Source organism: Streptomyces sp. NPDC007856 (genome assembly GCF_042868225.1).
Classification (GTDB): Bacteria; Actinomycetota; Actinomycetes; order Streptomycetales; family Streptomycetaceae; genus Streptomyces.
Window position 1 is genome coordinate 1 of the sequence record NZ_JBIAEC010000043.1, and the last position, 22660, is coordinate 22660.

Sequence of the window (22660 nt, forward strand, 5' to 3'; positions counted from 1 at the left end):
TGAACGCGTTCCAGATCGCCTTCGAGGGCCGCCTGACCCCCAGCAACAACTGACACCTCAACTACCAAGATCAGCCGTTAAGTTGACACACCCGGTAGCGCAGGGCCGGCGCAGTGATGGGTTCGGTGGTGTGTCGATGTGCACCGCCCGGCTGGAAATGGGTCAGGCACATCGGAGCAGCTCCCCGACCGGGGCGCCGCGTCCAGGACGAGGGTAACCACCGCAGTGACCCTGGTCTGGCCCGCCGCCATGTAGCCACCGAGGTCCTGGTCGAGCTGGCAACGCAGCCCAGTCAGGGCGTCGAAAACCGGGGGGGCTTGCACGGCACCCGGCCCGCCGGAGCCGAGGGGGCGTGGGCAGCGCGTACGCCTCGCACATGGCGCCCGAGCAAGCCAGGACCGGACCGGTCGGTTGCGCCTCCGACATCTTCGCGTCCGGCGGACTCCTGCTGCTCGCGCCACGGGCCGACCCGCTGTTCGGCGCGGGCAGCCCCACCGAGGTGCTGTTCGGGTCGTCCACGAGCCTGCGGACCTGCCCGGGCTGGAGCAGACCGACCCGCTGTTGCGCGCACTGGTAGAGCGGTGCCTGCACAATGACCCCGGGCAGCGCCCGGACGCCGCCGAGGCGGCCGCAGCCACACGGGAGCGGGTGGTCGGCGCGGGCTGGCCTGGTCCGCTGCGGGAGCGCATCGCGCCGCGCACGGCACTGGCCCCGAAGGCAGCAGGGGGCGAGTCGGCCGTGCTGTCCAGTGGCGAGGCCTCCGTCGGGACCAGCGACGGCCTGCCGCGCCGCGCACCGGCGCCCGCACCGGCAAGGAACACTGCTGACTCTCGGCGACAAAGCCTAAAGCTCTACGCTGCCATGTCGTGTGAATGCCCGACAGGTCGCACGCTCGTCAGGATGGCGCTCACCCGGCAGGCTGGGAGTGGAGGTGTTTCGGCATGGCGGACGCGGTTCGTGTCGTGGTGGGAGTGAACGCGGGATCGGCTGCTCAGCAGTTCGTCGCTGCCGCAGGGCGGTTCAGCACGAGTCTGCAAAGTGTTTCGGTGACCGCGGAGGCGCTCGCCGGTGACCACGTGTGGGCGGGCGCCGCAGCCGACCGGTTCCGCTTGGAGTACCGGGAGATGGCAGCTCACGCAGAGCAGTTGAGTGCCGCTCTCCGGCACATGGCGCAGGGAGCCAGGTCGGTCATCGATCGGATCGATCAGGAGGATGCGGCAGGCGCCGCGCCTGCGGCCTTCCCGGCAGTCTCAGGTGCCTCGGCAGGGGCTGCGGGTAACGCTCCGGCTTCGGCCGAGGCCGCTGTCCCGCAGCTGGATGCGGTGCCGCGCCCCAAGCCCGGCCTGCCGCCCCACTACCCCTCTGTTGCACTCTCGAGCGGCTGGGATGCCGTTCCGGCTCCTTTCAACCTCTCCCGGGAGCTGTGGAGCGCTTACGACTACTCGCCGCCATACGCGGATCCCGACGGCTCGAGATACCCGCAGCGTGTGGATGCCGTCCTGAGCTGGATCGAGGCACATCAGGACGTGATCAACAGGGAAGCACAGAGCCAGGGTGTCTCCCCGAAGGCCATCGCCGCCGTAATCGCGTGGGAAGCGCTGAACAACGTTCAGACGTCCTGGCCCTTGCCGCCCGGCACAAAAGTGCTCGGCGTGAAGAAGGTGGGCAGCCACTACATCAGCCACCGCTGGGCCGGGCCAGGCAAGGTTCACTTTATCGACTCACCCCTACTGCAACAGGTCGAAGCCGGGGGATACCTGCCGCACATGACCAAGTCGCAGGCCAGGGCAGTGCTGTCCACGGACAACGGGTCCATCAGGTGCATCGCTGCGATCATGCGAGCCATCGCCGACACCACCGACCGGGTGCCGTTCTACCGCGGCCTCAACGCCCGCGATAACGTCCCTCTGCTCACCTACGTGTACCAGGGCGGGGGCCCGGCCAGCAACCTAGTGACATGGGAGAACCATCTCGCCGAGAAGCAGTACTCGGCAGACCCGCAGCTGCGTTTCGACAATCCGATGTCCGAGTGGGTGGCGGCCCATCCGGACTTTCTGAACCAGGCCATGCGGCCCTGGCAGCCGGGGGACGCGCCGCCGCCTCGCCTGCGGGCACCGGGACCACGTCCGGGACCGGCCGCCACGCCCGGGTGAGGGTCGCCATGCGATGTCGTCGACGCAGCTGGGTCAGCAGGCCCGCCGCTGCGTCCCGGTCGCCGATGTACGCGGCGGTGACCGCGACGGCCAGCAGCAGACCGAGCGTATCGGTCACGATGTGCCGCTTGCGCCCGGCACCTTCTTCCCGCCGTCGGGGCGTACGACGTAGCGCCAGGTGAACGACATGCAAGGCCCCCTTTCGGGGTGGAGCGTGACGCGAACGGCCACGATCCGCCCGCCTGCTGGTCAGCGTCGAGGGGCCTGCCTTGCTGACCATCATGTCGGGTGGACCCAGGTCGCGCTGCCGGACGGCATAGCCGGAGTCGCCCTGCGGCCACCAGGCCGGCACGCTCTGCTCGACGGGTCTGTAGTGTGCGGAAATGACAAGAAGCAAGCGGCTCGCGGAGCAGTTGGACTGGTACTGGCGCAAGAACCTGCGGCCGCGGCTGGACGGTCTTACCGATGAGGAGTACTTCTGGGAGCCGGTGCGCGGCTGCTGGAGCATCCGCCCACGTGGCACGTCGGCCGCACCGATGTCGGCAGGTTCGGGGAACTGGACGATGGATTCCGCGTCCCCTGACCCGGTGCCGGCGCCGGCGCCGGTGACCACGATTGCCTGGCGGCTGGCGCACATCATCGTCTCGTGCCTGGGCTATCGGGTCGGATGGCACTTCGGCGGCCAGGACGTCGACTCCCAGACGTTCGCCTACGCGGGGACCGCTGACGAGGCGCTAAAACAGCTCGACGAGATGTACGGGAGATGGAACGCGGGGGTCCGCGAGCTCTCGGACGCTGACGTGGAGAATCCGCCCACGGTGGGTCCCGAGCGGTTTCCCAGGAGGGCATCATCCTGCACGTCAACAAGCACGGCGCCGAGATTTCCCTGCTGCGAGACCTCTACCGCTGGCAGGACGGAACCGTACCGCGCCGAGTGTGACTCTTCGGTAACCGGCGATCGAGCTTCGGATACGTGGACTCCACGGCGTCAACGGCCCACCGCACCCCCGGCGCGCAACCGTGGCCCGCCCCCGTAGAGCGCGACGACGACCAGACGCAGCCGGGGCACTCCGTCCCTGCCCATACGCCCACCGTGCGGCGGGCGGTGCCTGCGGCCCAGTCGTCGCTTCGGACGGATCCGCCCCAAGCGACGAGCCCCTGAACTGATCAACAGACCACTCGACGTGTCACGCAAGGACCTGGCACAGGCGCTAGAACAACTTCCAGTGGCCCTCGGAGACCACTTCGACGGCGTCGTCGGTCACCTTGATGGCAGTCTGCTCGTCAATCGCATACGCCGGCCCCGCTATCTGGGCCGCCCATCGTTCTGCCGCGGCCATGGTGTTGTCCGGACAATCCGGATGATCCAGGTGCGGGAAGATCGAAAAATCAACCACTCCCAGCGCGCTGTCGCCGCCGGCGGGCGGCTTCCAGCCCACGAACTCCTCCCCGACGCGGGGGGGGTCATCACACAGCTCCCGGCGCTGAGTCCCACGTAGACCGTGTCGGGCAGCGACGGCAGGAGTTCAGCCAGGCCGGACTCCCGCATCCAGTGGCACAGGTAAAGCGTGTCGCCGCCATTGACCAGCAGGACGTCGGCCTCCCGGACCCAGGAGACCCAGAGCGCTTCATCGATACTGGGCAGCGCCGTGAGCTCCAACACGCCCACCGACTTCCACCCCAGCTCGGTCATGGGACTGGGCGACCGTCCGCTGATGAATCGCCATGGCCCGCTCGGGTCGGCGTACGGGCCCCCATACCCCGCAGTGGGGATGCAGAGAGCGCTGGACTCAGCGATCGGCTTACCCAGGAGATCGACCAGCGCATCCTGGATGCTCGCGTTCTTGATCCCGGAGTCGGTGAGAAGAAGCTTCATCATGTCCCTCCCGAGGAATGCCGCATGCGTCAACAACCAGCCGTTCGCCAACGCGCCAGAGCCTCCACCATGTCATGGCTGCATCAGGAACAGGCACGTAGCGGCGGCGGAGGTGGGCGATCAGGACAACGCGGTGGCGGAGGAGCGGGACACCGGCGCGGTCGGCCATCAGGCGTTTCTGCAGCTTGACGTCGGTGATGCGGCCTTCGTTGATTCCGGAGTTGTTCAGCGGAGCAGGGCCGCGACGCTGTCGCCGGAGCAAGTGGAGCAGCTGTCCGCGATCGGAATGCGCTGGGCGTAGCCGCGTACGGACGAGCCACGGGGCCGGGGAGGGTCATCCTGTCCGGCCCTCATACTTCAACTGTTCATGATCCCCATGGGGAATTTCTGGCGCCCCACCTGGGGAATATTGCCGTCGGTCACGCTGCGGCCCGTCACCGTGGGGTGCTGCATCTCGTACGCCGGATACCCGGACGGCGCCGCCGGAACCGCCGGCGGTGTCGAGGCTGCACGCCGAGGGGCTGGTCGACCGCATCACCCTGCCGCAGGCCGGGCCTCGGTCATCCGGGGCAGAGTGGCTGGTGGGGAATAGAGGTCACATGGGACTGCCAGTCGGTGGGGGGCACGTCGTCGAGGCGCGCGCAGACCTTGGCGGCCACCTCACGAGGACTGATCCCGTATATCTGGAGTGGTACGTGCTCGCCCGAAGCCTGAAGAGTACGGCCGTCCAGCCCAAACGTCAGCGCCAGCACCGTGTCACCGGACGTCGGCAGAGAAGAGCCCAGCGATTGGTTGGAGGCGTTGTCCCACAGGCGCAGCGTGCCGTCCTGCCCGGCCGTGGCCAGCGTGCGGTCGTCCGGTGAGAAGGCCAGCGCGGACACGGCACTGGATGCGTTGTGGTCGGTGTGGGCAGGGTTGGCCGGGAGTACGACCCGCCGCCGGCGGACGTCTCCGTCCCAGACGGTGACCTGCCCCGAATCGTCGCCCGCCGCCAGGTACTTGCCATCCGGACTGAACGTGAGGGCGGTGACGTCTCCCGAGGTGAGGGTCTGGCGTGTCACCCGGCCGGTGCGCAGGTCCAGCAGCTGGCCGTGCGAGGTGACAAGGAGACGGTCGTCGGGCCGCACCGCGAGGACCGCCCAGGCGGGCCGTCCGTCTGACCACGGTTTTTCGGCTGAGGTCCCAGGATTCGATCTCCTCGTCCACTGGGATGCGCGAGGTCAGCAGCGTCCCGTGCGGACCGAACGCGATGCCGTTGACCGCGTTGGCGGGAAGGCCGGGGTGCTTAGGATCGGTCCGGGCCGTGGGCAGGGTGGCGATGACTCGGCGTGCCGCGATGTCCCACAGGGCAACGTGTTCCGGCGGCACGGACAGGGAGGGGAGGCTGACTCCGTAGGCGAGGACGCGGCTGTCGGGCCGGAAGGCCAGGTGGATCGTGCAGGGCGCAAGTTCCTGGAGCCCTCCGCCGAGGGGAGCAGGGCAGGTGACCGGCGGGAGGTCGGTCACCCGGTCGCCGTTGCGCACTCGGATCCCTGTCCGGCCGGAAGCTCGGTCCAGCCGGGCGGTGGCGAGGGTTCGGCCGTCCGGGCTGAAGGCAGCCGCGGTGACGGGCGTGTTCTGCCAGTTCGCGTTCAGAACGCCGTGCAGGCTCAGGGACCGCACGACGTTTTCCCTTCTGCCACCGAAGTAGCTGATCCGCTGTGCTTCCAGGTCGATCCTGAGTTCACTGGCGGATTCGTCGGGCAGCGGGTACCGGAGGACAAGGGCCGCTGTGGTTAGGGCTCCCGTGCCGACCCGCCACAGCAGGATCGTGTCCGCATCGGATGCGACCATGTATGTTCCGTCGCGGCTGAACTCCACTTCCCGCAGCCCCTTGTGCGAGATCCCGGGCAGGCGCTTTCTCGACGCGATGTCCCAGATTCGTACCCCGGACGCGGTGAGGAGGACAAGCCGACGGCCGTCCGGGGTGAACCGCACGTTCTCCTCAAGGCAGTCGTCGGCCGTCGCAGTGGGCGCCCAGGGGGCTGGCAGCCGTCGTCGCCCGGTGACACTCCACAGTTCCACCGGCCTGCCGGGACGGCACAGCGCCACCAACTCGTCGTCCGCACTCACCACCGCGTCGGGGAACGGATAGTCTGCGAGGGTGCGTTGGCGCAGTACGCGGCGCATGTTCCAGTCCGAGAGCGGGATCCTTCCACCGCCGGCATCATGCGGCGCGGCGTCCAGAGGGAACCGCAACAGAAGGCGCCAGCTAGCCACATCAACCAGCAGGACCACATGCCGCCCGCCGACTGTCTCATACAGCAGCACTGTACGGCCGCTCGGTCCGAACTCGGCCCCCTCGGCACGGGAGAACACAGGACCTTTGACCAGCCCGGCCCGTACGTCCCATACCTGTACCTGATCGTTTGCCAGTAGCGTGAGCCGGCGGTTGTCGGAGCTCAGCGCCCCCGCGTGGTCGAGTTCTTTTCCCAGACCGGGGTAGGTAGCGATCCTCCGATGCGTACGCACGTCCCAGAGCACCACGCGCTGAGTGTCGACACTGAGCAGCGTGCGGCCGTTGGCGCCGAGGTACCGCTCGGCTGTCGGGTCAGGGTTCGGATCGACAAAGGCGTCCTGTTCCCTCTGCGTCATGGCGCCGACCAGGGCCGAGCGAGTCTCGGGAAGGTCGGCGAGCCGCCACGAGGCGAGGCTGAGCTCCATCACCGTGGCCGGATCGGTCGCGCGCAGCGCATCCGCCAAGGCAGCGGTCCGGCGGGCCTCAGCCCACGCCCGCTCATGGTCCCGGGCACGGCTCTGCTGCCAGGCGAGCATGGCGGTGATCAGGATCAGCACGGCGGCCAGAGACAGAGCCGTCCGAAGCCGGCGCAGCCGCCGGGACGCGCGGGTGGCCGCACGCCGTTCCTCTTCGCGCGCGGTGACGCTCGCGGTCAGGAAGGCCCGCTGGAGGTGAGGTGATCCGGTGCCAGGTGTTCCTCGACCGCGGTCAGCCGGCTGCCCCGGTACAGCGCGCCCGGGTCATGATCGAGATTGTTCCAGGTGCGGGCTGCTTCGGTGAGCTGGCGGTGAAGGCGCAGTTGCTCGCGGGCATCGTCGATCCACTGCCGCAGCCGCGGCCAGGCGGTGATCAGAGCTTCGTGGGCGAGATCGACGGTGTCGTGGTCGAGCGTGAGCAGGCGGGCGCGGGCGAGACCCTGCACGTGTCGCCCGCAGCCACGCGGCCCGACGGATTCCACCCCAACCCACCGCGGCCGACCCCTTCGCCGCTGCGTCAACCAGTCCCCCGCTGTCGCACAAGCAAACAAAGTGATCTTGCGGTTGCGGTCGGGGAGTCGCTCCTGCACGTCGCTCAAGCCACGAGGGTCATCACGGCCGACGATCCGGCCCCGGGGAGAGGGCCGGCCCGCACCGCTGGCCCGGGCGGCGATCAACGCAGGAATTCCGCAAGCTCTCTGCGCCCAGCGGCTCACCAGCGACATGCGCGCCGAAGACGTCAACCTGTAGCAGTCGGCTTTTACCATCCGCCACGACCCGTCGTGGCGCACTCACCATGGTCAGGCGACAAGCGGCCGGCACCCCGGCTACCCAGCCCTTCGAATTGTTGTCGATGACGTGTGGTGATCCCTGCGGTAGGCCGGTTATGCGGTACGCGCAGGGTGGTGGGCTGACCGCGAAGTGATAGCAGCTTCGCGAGCGATCCGGTACGAGGCCGGTGAGCGGTTCGCTCGTGGTGAGAGAACTGCGGTGATCGCTAAGGATCTGCGGGTCAGTGAGCGGTCGGTGCAACGCTGGCGTCGCGCCTGGCGGGAGGGCCGGATGGCCGCGCTCACCTCCGCAGGGCCGCCGAACCTGCCCAAGCTGTCCGACGAACAGTTCGCCGAGCAGGAGAAGGAGCTGGGCCCGGCCGTGCATGGCTGGGAGAACCAGCGGTGGCCCCTGGCCCGGATCCGGGTGCTGATCGCCGGGACGTGCAGGTGGACTGGGCGAGAGGGGTGCCCGGGCATGCTGACGTACTCGCCGACCGAGCTGGAGCTCGGGTTCGGCTCCGGACAGACCTGCCGGCGCCGGCTGGGGCGGTGGCACGCGCCGGCGCTTTCAAGAAGCTGGCACCGCCTTCTGCCCGCCGAACTGCACGCGGCCGACGCACTGGACTGGATCCGGGCCTGTGTACATGCCTCCCACATCCATGCCTCCCACATCCGCGCGAAAAAGGGGGCGAGGCCACCGGCCCGTCACCGATCGGCCGCCGGAAGACGGGTAGTAAACACCACCTGATCTGCACCGTCGGAGTAGTCGTCATGCTCGGTGAAGCCGATGAGGTATCCGCTGTAGGTCGAGCCACTATTGACCGCGGTCCTGATGGCGGTAGTTGTAGTAGTCCTTACCGCCCACGAGGACAGAGGTGACGTACCTCGGAAGACCGTCAGGGTCCCGCTCGACCTCCTGTGAGGTCTGCCGGGTGAAGCCCAGCGACACCCCGGGGATCACCGGGTACTCGGGCTGCGACCTGTCGACCGTCCAACCCCGGTCGGCGGCGTGCCGAAAGAGATCCTCGGCAGGGGTGGTGAACACTTCGTCCCCTTCGAGAAGGACGCGCGTGGTGGACGTGCGGCCCTCACCGGGCCACCACAGCTCGATCGCGGTGACGTGGCTCCCGCCCTCGGCCAGGGCCTGTACGCCGACGTGGTCGAGGGTCCAGGACGCCTTCGCCGAGTTCCGGCTCGGGCGCCTCAGTACCCGGGGCTCGCCCCAGTCGGGCACCGCGGCGAGCGCCTCGTCGAGCGTCATGCCCAGCAGGATCGGCGCGACTCCGCGCGGCGGGTCGAGTACCAGATCCATCGCGTAATCCCTCAGTCCTTCACGGCGTCGTCATTTCAGGATGTCGTAGTTTATCGTCCAGCCCTTCTTGGTCAGCATGGCCTGGAACTTCTTGTTGTTCTTCAGGCTGTCGACCATGTCCTTGATGTGGGTGTCGTACTTGTCGCCGTACAGCTCACGGATCTCGTCGATGTCCATCTTCATGGCCTGGTCCCAGTGTCCGGCATCGATCAGCTTCCGCTGTTTGGCGCGCCATTCCTCGCTCTCCTTGCTGGAGCCCGTGCTCGTCAGGTCACGGTGGTCTTCGGCGTCCATGCGGATCGCGGGTCCCATGCCGGCGCCGCCGCCGTTCTTGTTGGTCCGGAAACCGGGCATGTCCAGGTGGGCGTAGGACGCCTTCGCGGGGATGTGGTTGATCTCCTGGTCCACGGGGTTGATGCGCTGTTTGTCGTCGTCCAGGAGGTTCGCGGGCTTCAGCCCGCTGTACCAGCCGCCGTTTTCCGTGCATCCCTTGGCGATCAGGCCCTCGGGGTCCATCCGGGTGTGCGGGTTGGTGACGTACGCGACCGGGTTGGGCGCCGGGCCCAGGCCGAGCGGGTCGGGGCTTGCGTAGCGCGCGGTGTCGGGGTCGTAGTGGCGCTGGTAGTTGTAGTAGAAGCCGGTCTCGGCGTCGTCGTACTGGCCCGGCAGGCGCAGCGGGGTGTAGGCCGCCGCGTCCCGGTTCCAGCTGGTGGTGCCCCAGACGGTGGATCGGCCGCGCCAAGCGATGGTCCCCTGTTCGTCGACGAGTTCGCTGGGTGCGCCCACCAGGTCTGTGACGATCGCGAAGAAGCGGGCGTCGATCTCGCTCTGTGGCTGGTGCTCGGGGCTGGTGCGGCGCTCGAGTTGGGTCAGCGGGCGGTGGCCTTCGTAGTCCCAGGTGGTGGTGATGTGGTGGGCAGTGTCCGTCTGCTCGGCCAGCCGGGTGCCATCCCAGGTGAAGTGGACGGACTGCACGACGGTGCGCCCGTCGTCGGCCATGCGGTGCTTGGCCGTGCGCCGCCCGAGCGGGTCGTAGGAGTACGTCCACCGGGTGCCGTCGGGGGTGACGCAGGCAACGAGGCGGTTCTCCTCGTCCCAGGTGTAGCGCCAGGTGTCCGGCTTCTTCGACAGCCGTGTTTTCTGGCGCAGTGTGGTGCGTCCCGCGGCGTCGTACTCGTAGCGGATCCGTCCGGCGGTCAGGACGCGGGTGCCCGCGTAGGTGCGTTCTCCGCGGCCCTCGGTGCGCGCGGCGTGATCGGGCCACTGGGCATGGGCCTCGTTGCCGGCGCTGTCGTATGAGTACGACTCCGACCAGTTCTCGGCTGTGACGCGCAGGGGGCGGCCGACCGGGTCGAGGTCGAGGCTGCGGCTCGTGCCGCTCAGTTCGTCGAAGATCCGCTCCAGGCAGCCGTCAGCCCGGTAGTCGTATGCCCGGGCGCGCAGGGTTCGGCCGCCGGCGGTCAGCAGCTGTGAGGTGAGCCGGCCCATGTCGTTCCACCCTGAGGTGAGGGTGACCGGTGCCTCGGCGGGGCCGAAGCTGCGGGTCAACTCTTTGCCCCATGCGTCGTGGGTGAAGGTCAGGGCATGGCCGTCGTTGAGCAGCGCTGTGCGGTTGCCCACCGCGTCATAGGTGGACCGGGTCACGGCGCCGGTGGGCGTGGTGCGTGTGGTGCGCCGTCCGGCGGCGTCGTAGGTGAAGCGGGTGGTGCGCCCGTCGACGGTCTCCGCGACGACCCGGCCGACCGCGTCGCGTTCCAGGGTCAGCGTGGAGGTGGGCGATATCAGCGAGCTGAGGCGGCCGGCCGCGTCGTAGGTGTAGCGGGTGTGCCGGCCTGCCACGTCCTTGGCGATGACGCGGCCCATCACGTCGTAGTCGCTGCTGATCCGGGCGCCGAGCGGTGTCGTGCGTGCGATGGGTCGGCCCATCGGGTCGAACTCGTATGTGACCGTGCGTCCGTCGAAGTCGGACTCGGAGGTCAGGTTGCCGGCCGCGTCGTAGGTGTAATTCCAGGTCATCCCTTGTGGGTTGAGGACTTCTGTCAGGCGCAGTTCGGTGTCGTAGGCGAATGAGAATCGGGCGCCGTCCGCGCCGGTGCGGGCGGCGAGCCGGTCGAAGTGCGTGTACTCGAAGCGGGTGACGGCGCCGCTGGGTCCGGTGTGGGAGGTGCAGTTGCCCTCCGCGTCCCAGGTCCAGCGTTCCTCGGACCCGTCGGGGGCCACGCGGCGGGCGAGCCAGCCCTGGGGCAGCCACTCCAGAAGGGTGGTGGCGCCGCCGGGGGCGGTGGCGCGGACGGGCCGGCCGAAGGCGTCGCGCTGGACCGACGCGGTGTGGCCGTAGGCGTCCGTGCGGGTCAGCACGAGGCCTGCCGCGTCGTTGGTGAGGTGCTCGGTCGCGCCGGTCGGATCGGTCAGGGTGAGCAGTGCGCCGCGGGCGTCGTAGGAGAAGTGCGTCTCGGTGCCGTCCGGTGCCGTGATCCGGGTGCGGTTGCCGCGCTCGTCGAAGGACTGGCGCCAGGTCGTGCCGTCGGTTCCCGTGACCTGTTCTGGCAGGTTGAGGTCGTTGTAGCGGGTGGTCGACTCGGTGCCGTCGGGGAACTGGATCCGTGTCAGGTTGCCCCGCTCGTCCCAGGTGAAGCGGGCGGTGTTTCCGAGCTGGTCGGTGCGCTCCAGCAGGTTGTCGTGGCGGTCCCACACGAAGTGGACGGTGTGGCCGAGCGGGTCGGTCTCGGAGACGGTCTGTCCAAGCGCGTTGAGCCGGGTGACGGTGACCGCGCCGGTCGAGTCGGTGAACCGGGTGACGCGCTCGGCGGTGTCGTACGCGAATTGTGAGGACAGCGCCCCGTCGGGACCGATCGTCTCCACGACCCGGCCCGCCGCGTCGTACACGTACGCGTAGGTGTGGCCGTTGCGGTCGGTCCACGACGTCACCCGGTGCTCGTCGTCGTAGGTGAACCGCAACGCAACGGTGTCGCAGAAGGACGTGACCTCATTCAGGTCGTCGCCGTCGTCGTAGCCGAAGGAGGCGACTTTGACCGGGCCGTTCGCGGTGCGCAGCTCCAGGGCCGCGACGCGGCCGCTCGCCCGGTCACAGGTCGCCCGCACGTCGTAGCCGCCGTCGTGGACGACGGCGCTGGGCAAACCCTCGTCGTCGCGGACGATCTGTACGGTGTTGCCGTTGCGGTCCTCGATCTCGCTGAGCCAGTACAGGCCACCGGAGGTGTAGGGGCTGCCGACGAAGCGGCGTATGTGGCCCGAGTAGGGGTCGGTGGTGGCGTAGGTGACCTCACCCAGCGCGTTGCGCTCGACATAGGTGAGCGGAACGCGCTCGCCTTCGACCGGCTCGATGGGATCGTCGAACGAGGCCGGCACCCGCGGGTAGACGAGAAGCGAGCCGTCCTCGCGGGCCCAGATCGCACCGCTGCCCGTCATCTCCAGGCGCTCATCCAGCGTCGAGGCCCAGCTCGGCCCGAAGCAATGGCCGTAGCGGTAACCGGATATATGGGTGCGCCGCAGCACCAAGGGCAGCACGCCCGGCAGACCCAGATCAGTCTGGGACAGCACCATCTCGCCGCTCGCGACATCGACGGGGTCGGTCTTGCAACGCCGCCGGGTCAGAGCCACCGCTTTCCCACGCGCATTGGCCAGGGCGTCCTTCAGGGATGCGGGCAGCCGCTTGCCCAGGCCGTCCAGGCGGGTGCGCCCGCCGTCATGTCCGCCTCCCTTCTTGCCGCCGTCGATGGCGTTGACCCGGTCACGGACATCGAGGTCGATGCCCTTGTGCAAGCGGGAAGTGGCCTTCACCCGCTCCGGAATGGTCTCCGTGATGTGCGTGGAGATCCTTTTCAGGGCCTTCTCCGAGCCCTTGATCGCACCGTGCAGTACGTCGTCGAAGACCCGTGTGAAGGGGTCGCGGCCCTTGCTGCGGCCGAACGCCCCCCTGACCCGTCCCAAAGGTGAGGACGCGGCAGTGTGCATCTCGCTGCCGTGCCGGGATACCTTGCCCGCGCCGTCGTCGAACTCGACGTGATCGATCTTGGTGGTCCCGCCCGCGCCACTGCCGGAGCCACCCGCGCCGGCCGAGGCGAGCTGCATCCCGCCGTGCCCGCCCTTTGTACCGTGCCCGGTGCCGCTGCCTGCTGCCGGCGGCAGGGAGAAAGCGCCCTTCGCCAGGTCGAGGACCATGTCCTCGACCATCGCCTCCAGCTTGGCGTTGACCGGCTCGGTGACCTTCGCGATCACCTCGTCGACGATCCGGTCCACCGCTTCGTCGAGGATCCGCTTGACGACCTGCCGCATCGCCGTGATCTCGGCTGCACCGAGCACCGCCGACAGGCCGCCGGTCACCCACGCGAGCCCGATGGACAGACCCGCCGATCCGGCCATGATGGCCAGTTCGGCCTCCGCCTTGGTCTTCATCCAGAAGATGATGTCGGCAAGGACGTCGCACGCATCCGCGAACAGGCGGGCCAGTTCAGGAAGTTTCTCCAGATGGCTGGCCTTGACCTGGTTCCAGTGCTTCTCCATCGCATCGACGGCCCAGCCCTGGGACGAGGACAGGATCCGTGACACAGCCTGGTGCGCGTCCGCGCCATGTCCTTCGAACTTGTCCGCGAAATCCCGCATTCCGTCGGCCATTTCACGGTAGTCGTCCTCGTCCACGTTCGGGAACTTGACCCCGATGAAGTCCAGGACCTCATCGAGCCATCCCGGAATCGTGTAACCCATCCCCGTACCTCTCCCCCGTGTTTCTCCGAGCCCACGGGCAACACACAGCCACCGCGTTCGCGATCATGAACTCTAGTAGATGGCAAAGACAGCAAGACACCGCAAAGCAAGCCAGCGTTGGCGGGGCGTCAACGTCCCGTGCTCGCGCCGCGGACCTCGACGGGGCCCGTTGCACAGCTGCGAACGCTCCCACGCCGCATAGCTGCCAGGCGAGTGATCGCCCAGACGAGCCAGCTGTACAGACCCTGCAGGCGAGGAGAACGTGGAAGAGGCAGAGCCCTCCGGACCGCGGCCGGGCTCGGCCACAGGCCGGATATCGGCCGGTCGGGCGGAAGGTGACACCAAACTCGCGGCCGAACCGGTTGATCTCCGCCCGCAAAGCCGCCCACCGAGCGCAGATAGAACGCGTAGGCCACCTACTCGACCTGCTCGTCGTTCAGGTACAGAACCCACAGGTTGCCGAGCTGGGGGCGGTACGCACCCGCTCCTCCAAGCACTCGGCCGACGGCACCCGCATAGGCGATCCCCTAACCGGGGGCCGCCCCGACGATTCGATCGTCACCGGAATCCCGGTCGGCCTCGGCTCGCACGTGCACTGGAACCGCAAGCTGGACGCCCGGCTCGCGGGTTGCCCTGATGGGCATCCAGGCGATCAAGGGCGTCGAGATCGGTGACGGCTTCGAGTTGGCCCGGGTGCCCGACTCCAAGACGCACGACAAGATCATCAGCACGGCCGAGGGCATCCTGCGCGTCTCCGGGCGCGCCGACGGCACCGAGGGCGGGCTGAGCACCGGCGAGCTGCTGCGGGTGCGGGCCGCGATGAAGCCGATCGCGACCGTGCCGCGCGCCCTGAAGACGGTGGGCGTCACCACCGGCGAGGAGACCCGGCCCACCACCAGCGCTCCGACGTCTCCGCCGTGCCCGCCGCGGGCATCGTCGCCGAGGCGATGGTGGCGCTCGTCCTGGCGGACGCGGTCGCCGAGAAGTTCGGCGGCGACTCCGTGGCCGAGACGCGCCGCAACGTGCGGTCGTACCTCGACAATCCGAGGATCCGGTGAGCGCCGTGCCCGCTGTCGTCCTGGTCGGCCCGATGGGAGTCGGCAAGTCCACCGTCGGCCGACAGCACGAAGCGCCCTTTTCCCGCGCCGAGTTCGCCCTGGCCGCCCACCGGCGCGTCATACTCGCCCGGGGTCGGGGCTGCGCCTCCAGCAGAGCGGCCACATAACGAGACGTGGTCTGCCATCACGGCGGGAGTGACAGATCCGTCTGCGTCCACGGTGGCGGATCAGCCAGGTGCGCGGTCTTCGGGCGAAGGCAAAGTCGGCCGCTGGGCGACGATGTCAGGACCCACTTGGCATCCGGACACAGTGCGGAGTGCAGAGCGGCCTCGCCGTCGTCGAGACCAATCCCTCTCAGTAGATGGTGACGGACACGCCACACAGGCCGCGAGCGTCCGCCGCAGCCTGCCGCCACATCCGCAGTGGTCCGTCCAGGACGCTCTCCTCATCGGTGCCCGCTCGACAGCAGGCAGCGTTTGGCGCACCTCGGCTGAGTTGAGCAGGAAGTTGCCGCACCAGCCCGGCAGGAGGAGGGCCCGGTCGGGGCCTATGGCGTGAAAGAAGGATCCCAGCGCGAACTCCTTGCTCTGGACTGAAATGAAGATGTCCTCCGATCCGGTGACCAGGTCCCACACGTCCGTGAGCAGTGAGAAGTCGTCGTCGGGTGATAGGCCGTCGTACATCTTCTGCATGTGCTCCCCGGAAGCGGTCAGCTCGAGGAAGGAGTCCAGCGCGTCCGCCTCCCTTCGGCAGGACTGGCCGAAGGGATTCCACCAACTCCGGAAGTCCGGCAGAGGTTCCCGGCACCAACGGTCCCAGCGTTCACGTGCGAACGGCTCGTCCCTCTCCGCGGCGATCAGCGGGATCAGTCGCGGAGTCAAAGCGCTGATGATGTCGTCGTCGTGGGCGCTGATGGACCAGGCCGAGGTGATACCCATGTACGGACCGTACGAGGCAGCACTGACAATCTCTGTTCAGGCGGCGCCGAGCTGCCCCCTCCCGCTCACCACCGCTATTACTCAGGACTGCACCGGGCGAGGTGGGCGCGGCTCGCGTCGGGCGATCCGCTCAACATGGTTGGTCCCGCTCGGCGTGTTTCAGCCAGGCGCGCGTCGACGCGGTAAAAGATCGGTGCGGCCAGATGTCTGACCTCGAGGAGGTTGCTCATGACCACCGCCCAGGACCTGGAGCGCATCTGGGAGCTCCATACCAGCAACGAATTCGTCACGCTCGATGTCGATGCGACCATGGCCACGATGACGGACTCACCTGAGGTGCTCCATGTGCCCACAGCCATGGGCGCCCGCGGCAGGCCGGCCGTCCGGGACTTCTACGCCCGCTGGTTCGTAGGACACAATCCGCAGGACTTCACGATCACATCGCTGAGCCGCACCACGGGACGCGACCGCATCGTCGATGAAATGCTGATCTCGTTCACCCATGACAGCCAGGTGCCCTGGATCCTTCCGGGGGTGGCCCCGACTGGGCGCCCCGTCAGCATCGCCGTGATCGCCATCGTGACTTTCGAGGGCTCCTTGATCTCGAGCGAGCACATCTACTGGGACCAGGCATCGGTCCTCAGCCAAACGCAACTCATCGAGCCCGCGGCGCTGTCACGGCTGCCCGTCGTGACGGACCAGCGTGCGACCCTGACAGACGGCCCCCTCAATCAGCTGGTAGACAGGGGCAACCGCTTGCCGTGAGGTCTGGCCGGAGCGGCGCTATGGCCGCAGCCGTGTAGAAAGCCTTCAGCGCCGACATGTCAGCCGCGTGGTGCTGCTTGGAGGTACGTCGTAGGGTCCTGCGGATCAGGTGGACCTTGCTGGTCAGCCCGCCGCACGAACGCCCGAGCCGGGCGGCCTCAGGCGGATCCGGCGCCTGCGCCGGATCCGCCGCCGCTCTCGTCTACGCGGGTCGGACTCGTCCGCCTCGTCCTCGGCCTGCGCCTTTCGTCCCTTCCGGCGGCCCCCAACTCCCACTCGTTATACGTGAGTTCCTCATGCGCCACGCTGGACATCTACCAGTTGGCAAACGGCCGCCGGAAGAGGCGTCCCGCATCTTGATCACGACCAGGGACACGCCCTAGTAGGACTCCGTTAGGTCTGTCTGCCTGCAGTGTTCAGGGGCATGAGGACTGTGTGGACGCACATGAAGTCAATCGTGTTCGGGCGGAGTTGGCGTTATTCGTGGCGGACGTGTTCGCCTCGGTGCCGCGCAAGGACCAGCGGGCAAAGAGCGACTGCTGTCTGCGGGGACTGATGATGGACGGTCGCCGCAAGTCCATCCAGGCCATGGCCTCGCGGCTGCCGGACGGCAACGAGCAGAGCCTGCAGCAGTTCGTGAACCAGTCCACGTGGGATGCGGTGCCGGTGCGTCGGCTGATCGCCAAGCGGATGGTGCCGCAGGTCGGCGCGGACGCCTGGGCGGTCGATGATGTGTCGTTCCCCAAGGACGGCAGGATGTCGGTCGGTGTTGCTCCCCAGTACTGCGGTGCGCTGGGCAAGCAGGCCAATTGCCAGGTCGCGGTCAGTGTCCACGCGGTCTCCGACACGGCGTCGTGCCCGCTGAACTGGCGGCTGTTCCTGCCACCGCAGTGGGCCGATGACGCCGTCCGGCGACGGCGGACCGGCGTCCCCAAGGACGTCGGACACCGGGAGAAGTGGCGTCTGGCACTGGACGCCCTGGACGAACTGGCCACCTGGCAGCTGGTGCCGCCGCTCGTGGTGGCGGACGCCGGCTACGGCCAGAACGCGGACTTCCGCGCAGCGCTGGCCGAGCGGGAGATCCGTTATGTGGTCGGCATCCGCGGCGATCTGACCGTCCAGCCGCATGACGCGGTGCCCGCCGCCCCGGCCTGGTCCGGCAACGGCCGGCGGCCGGTGCCCCGCTACCGCCGGCCGCCGCTGCCGGTGGCGGTGGCGGAACTGGCCGCGGCCGCAGGACGGGACGCCTTCGCGGAGGTGACCTGGCGGGAAGGCTCCCGCTCCCCGATGACCTCCCGCTTCCTTGCGGTGCAGGTCCGGCCGGCTGGTGTGCGTCCGCGTCGCCTGGCTCAGGCAGCCGCGGTGGCCGAGCACGGCCGGTGGGACGGCGTCCTGCCCTTGGTGTGGTTGCTGGCCGAATGGCCCGACGGCGAGGACAAGCCGACCCGCTTCTGGCTGTCCGACCTGCCCGACACCCCGATCCCGGAGCTGGTCCGCCTGGCTAAGATCCGCTGGCGCATCGAGCACGACTACCGCGAACTCAAGCACGGCCTGGGCCTGGACCACTTCGAAGGCCGCTCCTGGAACGGCTGGCACCAACACGCCACGCTGGTCACCGCCGCCCACGCCTTCCTCACCGAGCAGCGGCTGGCCCCAAAAGCCGACACAGCGGACTCACCCTCTACCAGATCCTCGACACCCTCCAGGACCTGCTGAACTGCTGGACCGGCATCTGCACCACCTGCCACCGACCTCTGCCCAGCAGGACCACACCAAGATCAAGACAGACCTAACGGAGTCCTACTAGCTACCGTCCTCGCAGTCCTCCCCGCCGACGCGGGGGTGTTCCGAGTTCCACCGCCTCGGAGATGGACACCTCGTCGTCCTCCCCGCCGACGCGGGGGTGTTCCGGCGGCGGCGGAGGCTCTGGCCACGGTCATCGGGGCTTCCCCGCCGACGCGGGGGTGTTCCGGTCGACCCGATCTCCGGTGCTAGGGCGCGTATCGAGTCGTGATCAATGGGTGGTACGGGTGAAGTCCTTGATCCAGATCATTGAGGCGCGCAGGTGTAAGCCGGCTTCCAGCAGGGTGCGGTGGAAGACCCGGTGGGCTTCGGACCATGCGCCGCTGTAGTACTCGCCCTCCTCCGGCATGTACGCCGGGGTGCGGGCCAGACGGTGGTGGGCGGCTCGTACGCGGGCCTCCCAGTCGGCGTCGCCGCGCTCGATAGAGGTATGTCATCGGTAACCCGACCTGGGCCGCGGCACCACCACCGCGACCGCAGAAGCCGCGCCCAGGGTCTGCTGGTGGAGTTCACCGACGCAGAGCACTCGGAGTTCGACCTACGGCCGACGAAGGCCAGGTGTGTTTTCCCGTCGTGAGGGTGAGCCGAACCACGACAATTGTCCCAGAGGCAGGCTTGTTGTCACTTCGAGTCGGCGTCCGGCTCTTGCTGAAGTCGGCGGGGTAGCCCGCTGCAGGGTCGGAGTACACGCCGACCGACAGCGCGCTGTTGCGATCCTCGGCGCCCCGTAGGGCGGCCACTGCTTCCAGAGCGCGAATCGCCCCACCGGATGACCGGCGGGGCGAGTCGTCGCGCTCCGGATTCGCCAACGGCAACGCTCACAGGGCGAGGCCGGAGGCACAAGGTCCTTACGAGGCTTCTAGGACCCGCTGACCCATACGTGCCCGTTCTTGTCGCAATTGATCCTGATGTAGTGGTCGGAGTCGGTGATCGGGGTACTCACCCGGAAGTTGACCCCGGCGTTCATGTAGCCGTAGTACGAACCACCGTTGTTCCAGTATCCACACCACTTCTCGTGGATGTCGTACCACGCACTGGTATTCGTGTTGCAGTCGACCCAGTGCTGCCACACGGAGGTGCCGTTGTAGGCGAATGTCGCCGTGACGTACTCCTCAGCGAGAACACAGCTTGCGCCGTGGTAACCACCGAGCTTGGGGTGGCTGTCTCCCAGACACCACGTGGCCGTGACCGTTTTGGTGTGCCATGTGTTCGCCACCGCCGGCTTGGCCGGGGCCGCGGTGGCGGTGGGAGCCACAGCGGCCGCCACAGGTAATGCGAGTGCCAGGCCGATGGCCGCTCTACGCAATGACGCCGAGAACGTGCCTTTCGCTGTCATGGTCGATCCCTCTCCTCTGGTCGTTCACCGATGACGGGATAGCCGCAGCGTTCCGGATGGGCCGACGCCCTCACAAGCTTGGGCAGCACAGTGACGCACCAGCGGGACGCGCCATCCGTGACCTGACGAGACCGGGTGCACGGGCACAACGCGGCGGGACGCTGCAGCAGTGACGCCTCAGGCTGGAAGTGGGCGGCAGGGAACCGCCCGGGCCGTCGAACGCGCTGCCCAGTTGGATCTGGAGGCCGAACCGGGCGCCGTTCCCGTTCGTGCGGCTGTACAGGTGTCCGCCTTCGGGCCCGCGCACCCGCGTCCGGTGCGTAATGGCGAGCCATTCTTCTCCTTTCGGGTGCTCAACCCGTTTCGTCCTCACCGCCGGAAATGATGCGCTGGTCATTGACTGCCAGTCAGGCTGCAGGCGCATCAAGCCGACATTTCTGCCGCGAAGGGTCTTCGCGCCGTGGCCGGTCCGCTGCTTCCGCACCCCGCACGCACGGCCCACACTCGGAAGCCGCAGTCCCACCATCGGGTCCGAGCGTGGTTCGCGCATTCGATTCGGTCCTGACCGAACTGTGGGGGGCCTGGACTGACTCACCATGGCAAAAGGGGGAGCCGTGCTGCGGGTGTGTTTCACCGCCGAGGACCTGCTGCAAGTGACCTTCGCCGAGGAGCCGGCACCCATGGTGGAGCTGACGCTCGCCATCGCGGCGCTGCAGCGGCCGGACCCGATCTTTGCACTCTGGCGGCGGCGGATGACTCACGCCCAGCGCTCCGTGGGGCCGCTGCTGGAGCTGATCCCGGCCACGGCCAAAGGGCCGCTGTTCCTGGACCCGCCGAGCCGGGGATTCGGCGACGGACTCGAGCAGGTCCTGTCGGCTCCGGCCGCGTTCGTTCGCACCGAGCTGCGCCGCGTGCACGCCCCCGGCCGCCGCCCGGTCCCGTGGACTCGTCTGCTGGCCGACGGGGACCGGAAAGCCTGGCAGACCCTCGAACACGCCGTACGGGCAGGACACCAGGGCCTTCTGGCCGGCTCATGGGACCGCATCCGCGCCGGCTTCGACGCCGAACGCGCCTGGCACGTCCAGCTCATGGCCAGCCAGGGCATCCGCCCGACACTGGCCGGCCTGATCCGGGGGGCACGCTGGAACGGCACGACCCTGGAGTGGGACAGCGGCGACGACCTCGAGATCACACTTGATGGGCAGGGCATCACCCTGCTGCCGTCGGTCTTCTGGACCGGTCAGCCCCTGGTCGGCCGATACGCCCAGGGAACGTATCTGATCTACCCGGCGGTCACGCCACTGCCCTTGCTGGACGACCCCGCCGCCGCCAACGCACTGGCCGTGCTGCTGGGACGCACCCGCGCCGCCATCCTGGAACAGCTCACCCGACCACGCACCACCACCCACCTCGCCCGCGACCTCGGCGTGGCCAAGTCCTCAGTATCCGAACACACCAAGGCACTCCGCGACGCCCACCTCGTCACTGCCCACCGCGACGGAAAAACTGTCTGGCACTCCTGCACCCCACTGGGCCTCGGACTCCTCACCGGTACTCCCGGCACCGCATGCAGCTGAGAGGGCATCTGGTCCAGTAAGGGCGCGTGTCGAGTCGTGATCTCCTTGCGGGTCGCGGTGGGCGGCGGAGATGAGTCGGCAGATCCCGACCCAGCCGTCCGCGCTGCGGGTCAGTCGCTTCAGCTTCGGCCGCCCAGAGGGAGTCAGTCGCACAGCGCTGAGCTGCATCATCGGTGGGAACGTCACCACTGCAACAGCTCGGCCCCCAGAGAAATCTCCACGCCCCGCCCCACGTCGGCCCAGGGCACCTCCCGGCCCTCCAACTCGCAGACCCGCCGGTGACGGATGCGGCCTCCGTCGCTGCGGTGGACCTCGTGCAACCGGACGCGGTGCTCCTCGGTGGCCGGGCTGACCAGGACAGGCACCGAGACCAGGCCGAAGGCCACGGTCATCGTGGTAGCCATACCTCCATGGGACCGCCAGCCCGGGGTTTTCGCACGTCACGGGCCGCGTGCCGCCGTCCTCGCACCGCCTGGTCGAGGACGCCCAGCTCGGTGTCCGGGCGGCAGTGCGGGCACGCCGGCACATGCTGCCGGAGCGCCGCCACCGCCTGCTCCCGGCTCACCGGCCGGCACCGCCCGCTCTTCTTCGCCGCCCAGCAGTCACCCACGTGCACCGCGTCCGGCCCGGTTGAGGCCGTACTGGATCAGCCAGTCCGCCGCCCGCGCCACTCGCGCCCCGCTGGCCTGTCGCCCCGCCTCCCGCTGCTCCTCGTCCGCGATCCACTGGTAGATGACGACCAGCTGCCGTGCGGCCTGCTGCTCCACGACGCAGCGGGCGAAACGCAGCATGTCGAGACGGGACGAGCGGATTCGTTCACACGTTCGATTCTACGAGGTACGCTGCCCACCGGCACGAGTGTGACTCGCAGCGATGGTTGGCCACTCGCAGCGATGGTTGGCCACTCGCAGTGCTACTTGGCCACGAAGGCGCCCTGGGTGTTTCCTCCTGGACCTTCGCCATTGACCGCCGACCGGGTCACCAGCAAAGTTCCCGGCCTCCCTGGCCAGCAGTCGGCCCAGTGGGCTCCATCGCTGCCTGTCACCAAGGTGGATCGATAGTGCGTCGCCGTCGAAGTTCGTTGCGTCTACGCCAGCGGAGGCTCAGCGACCCTGGGATCGCAGGGCCGAGTGGCGGTTATGCGGTCGTTGCCAGCGAGCAGGGCGCGCAGGGGTGCGGTGTCGGGCGTGTCCGCGACGGCCGCGTCGAGGGCGTCGTCCATGGCCTTTTCCCACTCCTCGGGCAGGGCGAGTCCGGGGCGCCCCGACCACGCGATGTCAGGGGTGGTGTGTCCGGCGTGGGCGAGGCGCAGATGGACCATGCCCGCGAGCCCGTCGAAAACCTTGGGCCGGATGAAGTTGCGGGCCGACGGCCCGACCAGTCGTGCCGCTTGCGGGGGCTTGGGTATGCGGTCGGCGACCGTCATCCACAGCAGGCCGCGGTCGAACGCGTCCAGCACCTCCTCCAAACCGGGCAACTTGGCGTCCTCTTTCTCAGCTTGGCGTTTAACCTCGCTGGGCTTGGTGTTCCTTGATTGATTCGGCGCGTTTGACGGTCTTGCCGACGTCGTGGTGCCTGGCCCGTTGCTTG

Annotated in this window: 17 protein-coding genes and 5 pseudogenes; 9 read left to right on the forward strand and 13 right to left on the reverse strand. The window is 68.4% G+C overall.

Features of this window, described 5'->3' with window-relative positions:
• The first annotated feature begins 376 nt into the window (after positions 1 to 376).
• A complete protein-coding gene (locus ACFYOH_RS42605) occupies positions 377 to 577 on the forward strand; it encodes a hypothetical protein (protein WP_388637163.1) in 201 nt (66 codons plus the stop codon).
• A 364-nt stretch (positions 578 to 941) separates the two neighbouring features.
• Entirely contained in the window at positions 942 to 2153 is a 1212-nt protein-coding gene (locus ACFYOH_RS42610; protein WP_388637210.1) for a WXG100 family type VII secretion target, read from the forward strand.
• Positions 2154 to 2169: 16 nt separating this feature from the next.
• On the opposite strand, the pseudogene ACFYOH_RS42615 reads toward ACFYOH_RS42610, so the two are convergent.
• A pseudogene (locus ACFYOH_RS42615) lies at positions 2170 to 2309 on the reverse strand (transposase); the annotation flags it as partial.
• Positions 2310 to 2536: 227 nt separating this feature from the next.
• On the opposite strand from ACFYOH_RS42615, the pseudogene ACFYOH_RS42620 reads away from it, so the two are divergent.
• Positions 2537 to 3093 (forward strand): annotated as a pseudogene (locus ACFYOH_RS42620) (DinB family protein).
• A 271-nt stretch (positions 3094 to 3364) separates the two neighbouring features.
• Here ACFYOH_RS42620 and ACFYOH_RS42625 read toward each other — a convergent pair.
• Positions 3365 to 4029 (reverse strand): annotated as a pseudogene (locus ACFYOH_RS42625) (Type 1 glutamine amidotransferase-like domain-containing protein).
• Between the two features lie 112 nt (positions 4030 to 4141).
• On the opposite strand from ACFYOH_RS42625, the gene ACFYOH_RS42630 reads away from it, so the two are divergent.
• A complete protein-coding gene (locus tag ACFYOH_RS42630; protein ID WP_388637166.1) occupies positions 4142 to 4330 on the forward strand; it encodes a hypothetical protein in 189 nt (62 codons plus the stop codon).
• Positions 4331 to 4589: 259 nt separating this feature from the next.
• Here ACFYOH_RS42630 and ACFYOH_RS42635 read toward each other — a convergent pair whose 3' ends face one another.
• Both ACFYOH_RS42635 and ACFYOH_RS42640 read right to left on the reverse strand, forming a co-directional pair.
• Complete coding sequence (locus ACFYOH_RS42635; protein ID WP_388637168.1) at positions 4590 to 5156, reverse strand: WD40 repeat domain-containing protein; 567 nt, start codon at positions 5154 to 5156, stop codon at positions 4590 to 4592.
• A 1803-nt stretch (positions 5157 to 6959) separates the two neighbouring features.
• Complete coding sequence (locus ACFYOH_RS42640) at positions 6960 to 7373, reverse strand: hypothetical protein (RefSeq protein WP_388637207.1); 414 nt, start codon at positions 7371 to 7373, stop codon at positions 6960 to 6962.
• 400 nt (positions 7374 to 7773) lie between these two features.
• On the opposite strand from ACFYOH_RS42640, the gene ACFYOH_RS42645 reads away from it, so the two are divergent.
• Positions 7774 to 8304, forward strand: coding sequence for a helix-turn-helix domain-containing protein (locus ACFYOH_RS42645; protein WP_388637171.1), 531 nt, complete (start codon positions 7774 to 7776; stop codon positions 8302 to 8304).
• 66 nt (positions 8305 to 8370) lie between these two features.
• Here ACFYOH_RS42645 and ACFYOH_RS42650 read toward each other — a convergent pair whose 3' ends face one another.
• Both ACFYOH_RS42650 and ACFYOH_RS42655 read right to left on the reverse strand, forming a co-directional pair.
• A complete protein-coding gene (locus ACFYOH_RS42650) occupies positions 8371 to 8868 on the reverse strand; it encodes a hypothetical protein (protein WP_388637174.1) in 498 nt (165 codons plus the stop codon).
• A 30-nt stretch (positions 8869 to 8898) separates the two neighbouring features.
• A complete protein-coding gene (locus ACFYOH_RS42655; RefSeq protein ID WP_388637177.1) occupies positions 8899 to 13593 on the reverse strand; it encodes a DUF6531 domain-containing protein in 4695 nt (1564 codons plus the stop codon).
• 518 nt (positions 13594 to 14111) lie between these two features.
• Between ACFYOH_RS42655 and ACFYOH_RS42660 the strand changes: the two are divergent.
• Positions 14112 to 14651: pseudogene (locus tag ACFYOH_RS42660) on the forward strand (chorismate synthase); the annotation flags it as partial.
• A gap of 227 nt (positions 14652 to 14878) precedes the next feature.
• Here ACFYOH_RS42660 and ACFYOH_RS42665 read toward each other — a convergent pair.
• On the reverse strand, positions 14879 to 15589 hold the full coding sequence (locus ACFYOH_RS42665) for a hypothetical protein (protein WP_388637180.1): 711 nt from the start codon (positions 15587 to 15589) through the stop codon (positions 14879 to 14881).
• A 228-nt stretch (positions 15590 to 15817) separates the two neighbouring features.
• Here ACFYOH_RS42665 and ACFYOH_RS42670 point away from each other — a divergent pair, with 228 nt between their 5' ends.
• The gene (locus ACFYOH_RS42670; RefSeq protein ID WP_388637184.1) at positions 15818 to 16354 is read left to right on the forward strand and encodes a nuclear transport factor 2 family protein; all 537 of its coding nucleotides are present in this window, start codon (positions 15818 to 15820) and stop codon (positions 16352 to 16354) included.
• 435 nt (positions 16355 to 16789) lie between these two features.
• Entirely contained in the window at positions 16790 to 18070 is a 1281-nt protein-coding gene (locus tag ACFYOH_RS42675; RefSeq protein WP_388637186.1) for an IS701 family transposase, read from the forward strand.
• A 361-nt stretch (positions 18071 to 18431) separates the two neighbouring features.
• On the opposite strand, the pseudogene ACFYOH_RS42680 reads toward ACFYOH_RS42675, so the two are convergent.
• Positions 18432 to 18584 (reverse strand): annotated as a pseudogene (locus ACFYOH_RS42680) (GntR family transcriptional regulator); the annotation flags it as partial.
• A gap of 432 nt (positions 18585 to 19016) precedes the next feature.
• Positions 19017 to 19493 (reverse strand): hypothetical protein, encoded by a 477-nt coding sequence (locus tag ACFYOH_RS42685; protein ID WP_388637189.1) that lies wholly within the window; start codon positions 19491 to 19493, stop codon positions 19017 to 19019.
• 596 nt (positions 19494 to 20089) lie between these two features.
• Here ACFYOH_RS42685 and ACFYOH_RS42690 point away from each other — a divergent pair.
• The gene (locus tag ACFYOH_RS42690) at positions 20090 to 21070 is read left to right on the forward strand and encodes an ArsR/SmtB family transcription factor (protein WP_388637192.1); all 981 of its coding nucleotides are present in this window, start codon (positions 20090 to 20092) and stop codon (positions 21068 to 21070) included.
• A 182-nt stretch (positions 21071 to 21252) separates the two neighbouring features.
• Here ACFYOH_RS42690 and ACFYOH_RS42695 read toward each other — a convergent pair whose 3' ends face one another.
• The 4 genes from ACFYOH_RS42695 to ACFYOH_RS42710 form a co-directional block, all read right to left on the reverse strand.
• A complete protein-coding gene (locus ACFYOH_RS42695) occupies positions 21253 to 21474 on the reverse strand; it encodes a Ku protein (protein ID WP_388637195.1) in 222 nt (73 codons plus the stop codon).
• Complete coding sequence (locus tag ACFYOH_RS42700; RefSeq protein WP_388637198.1) at positions 21459 to 21686, reverse strand: DUF6233 domain-containing protein; 228 nt, start codon at positions 21684 to 21686, stop codon at positions 21459 to 21461. The genes ACFYOH_RS42695 and ACFYOH_RS42700 overlap by 16 nt, the downstream gene beginning before the upstream one ends.
• Complete coding sequence (locus ACFYOH_RS42705; protein ID WP_388637201.1) at positions 21673 to 21861, reverse strand: hypothetical protein; 189 nt, start codon at positions 21859 to 21861, stop codon at positions 21673 to 21675. The genes ACFYOH_RS42700 and ACFYOH_RS42705 overlap by 14 nt, the downstream gene beginning before the upstream one ends.
• Before the next feature lie 296 nt (positions 21862 to 22157).
• Positions 22158 to 22547: a hypothetical protein gene (locus ACFYOH_RS42710; protein WP_388637204.1), complete on the reverse strand. Its 390-nt coding sequence runs from the start codon at positions 22545 to 22547 to the stop codon at positions 22158 to 22160.
• Positions 22548 to 22660 lie beyond the last annotated feature (113 nt).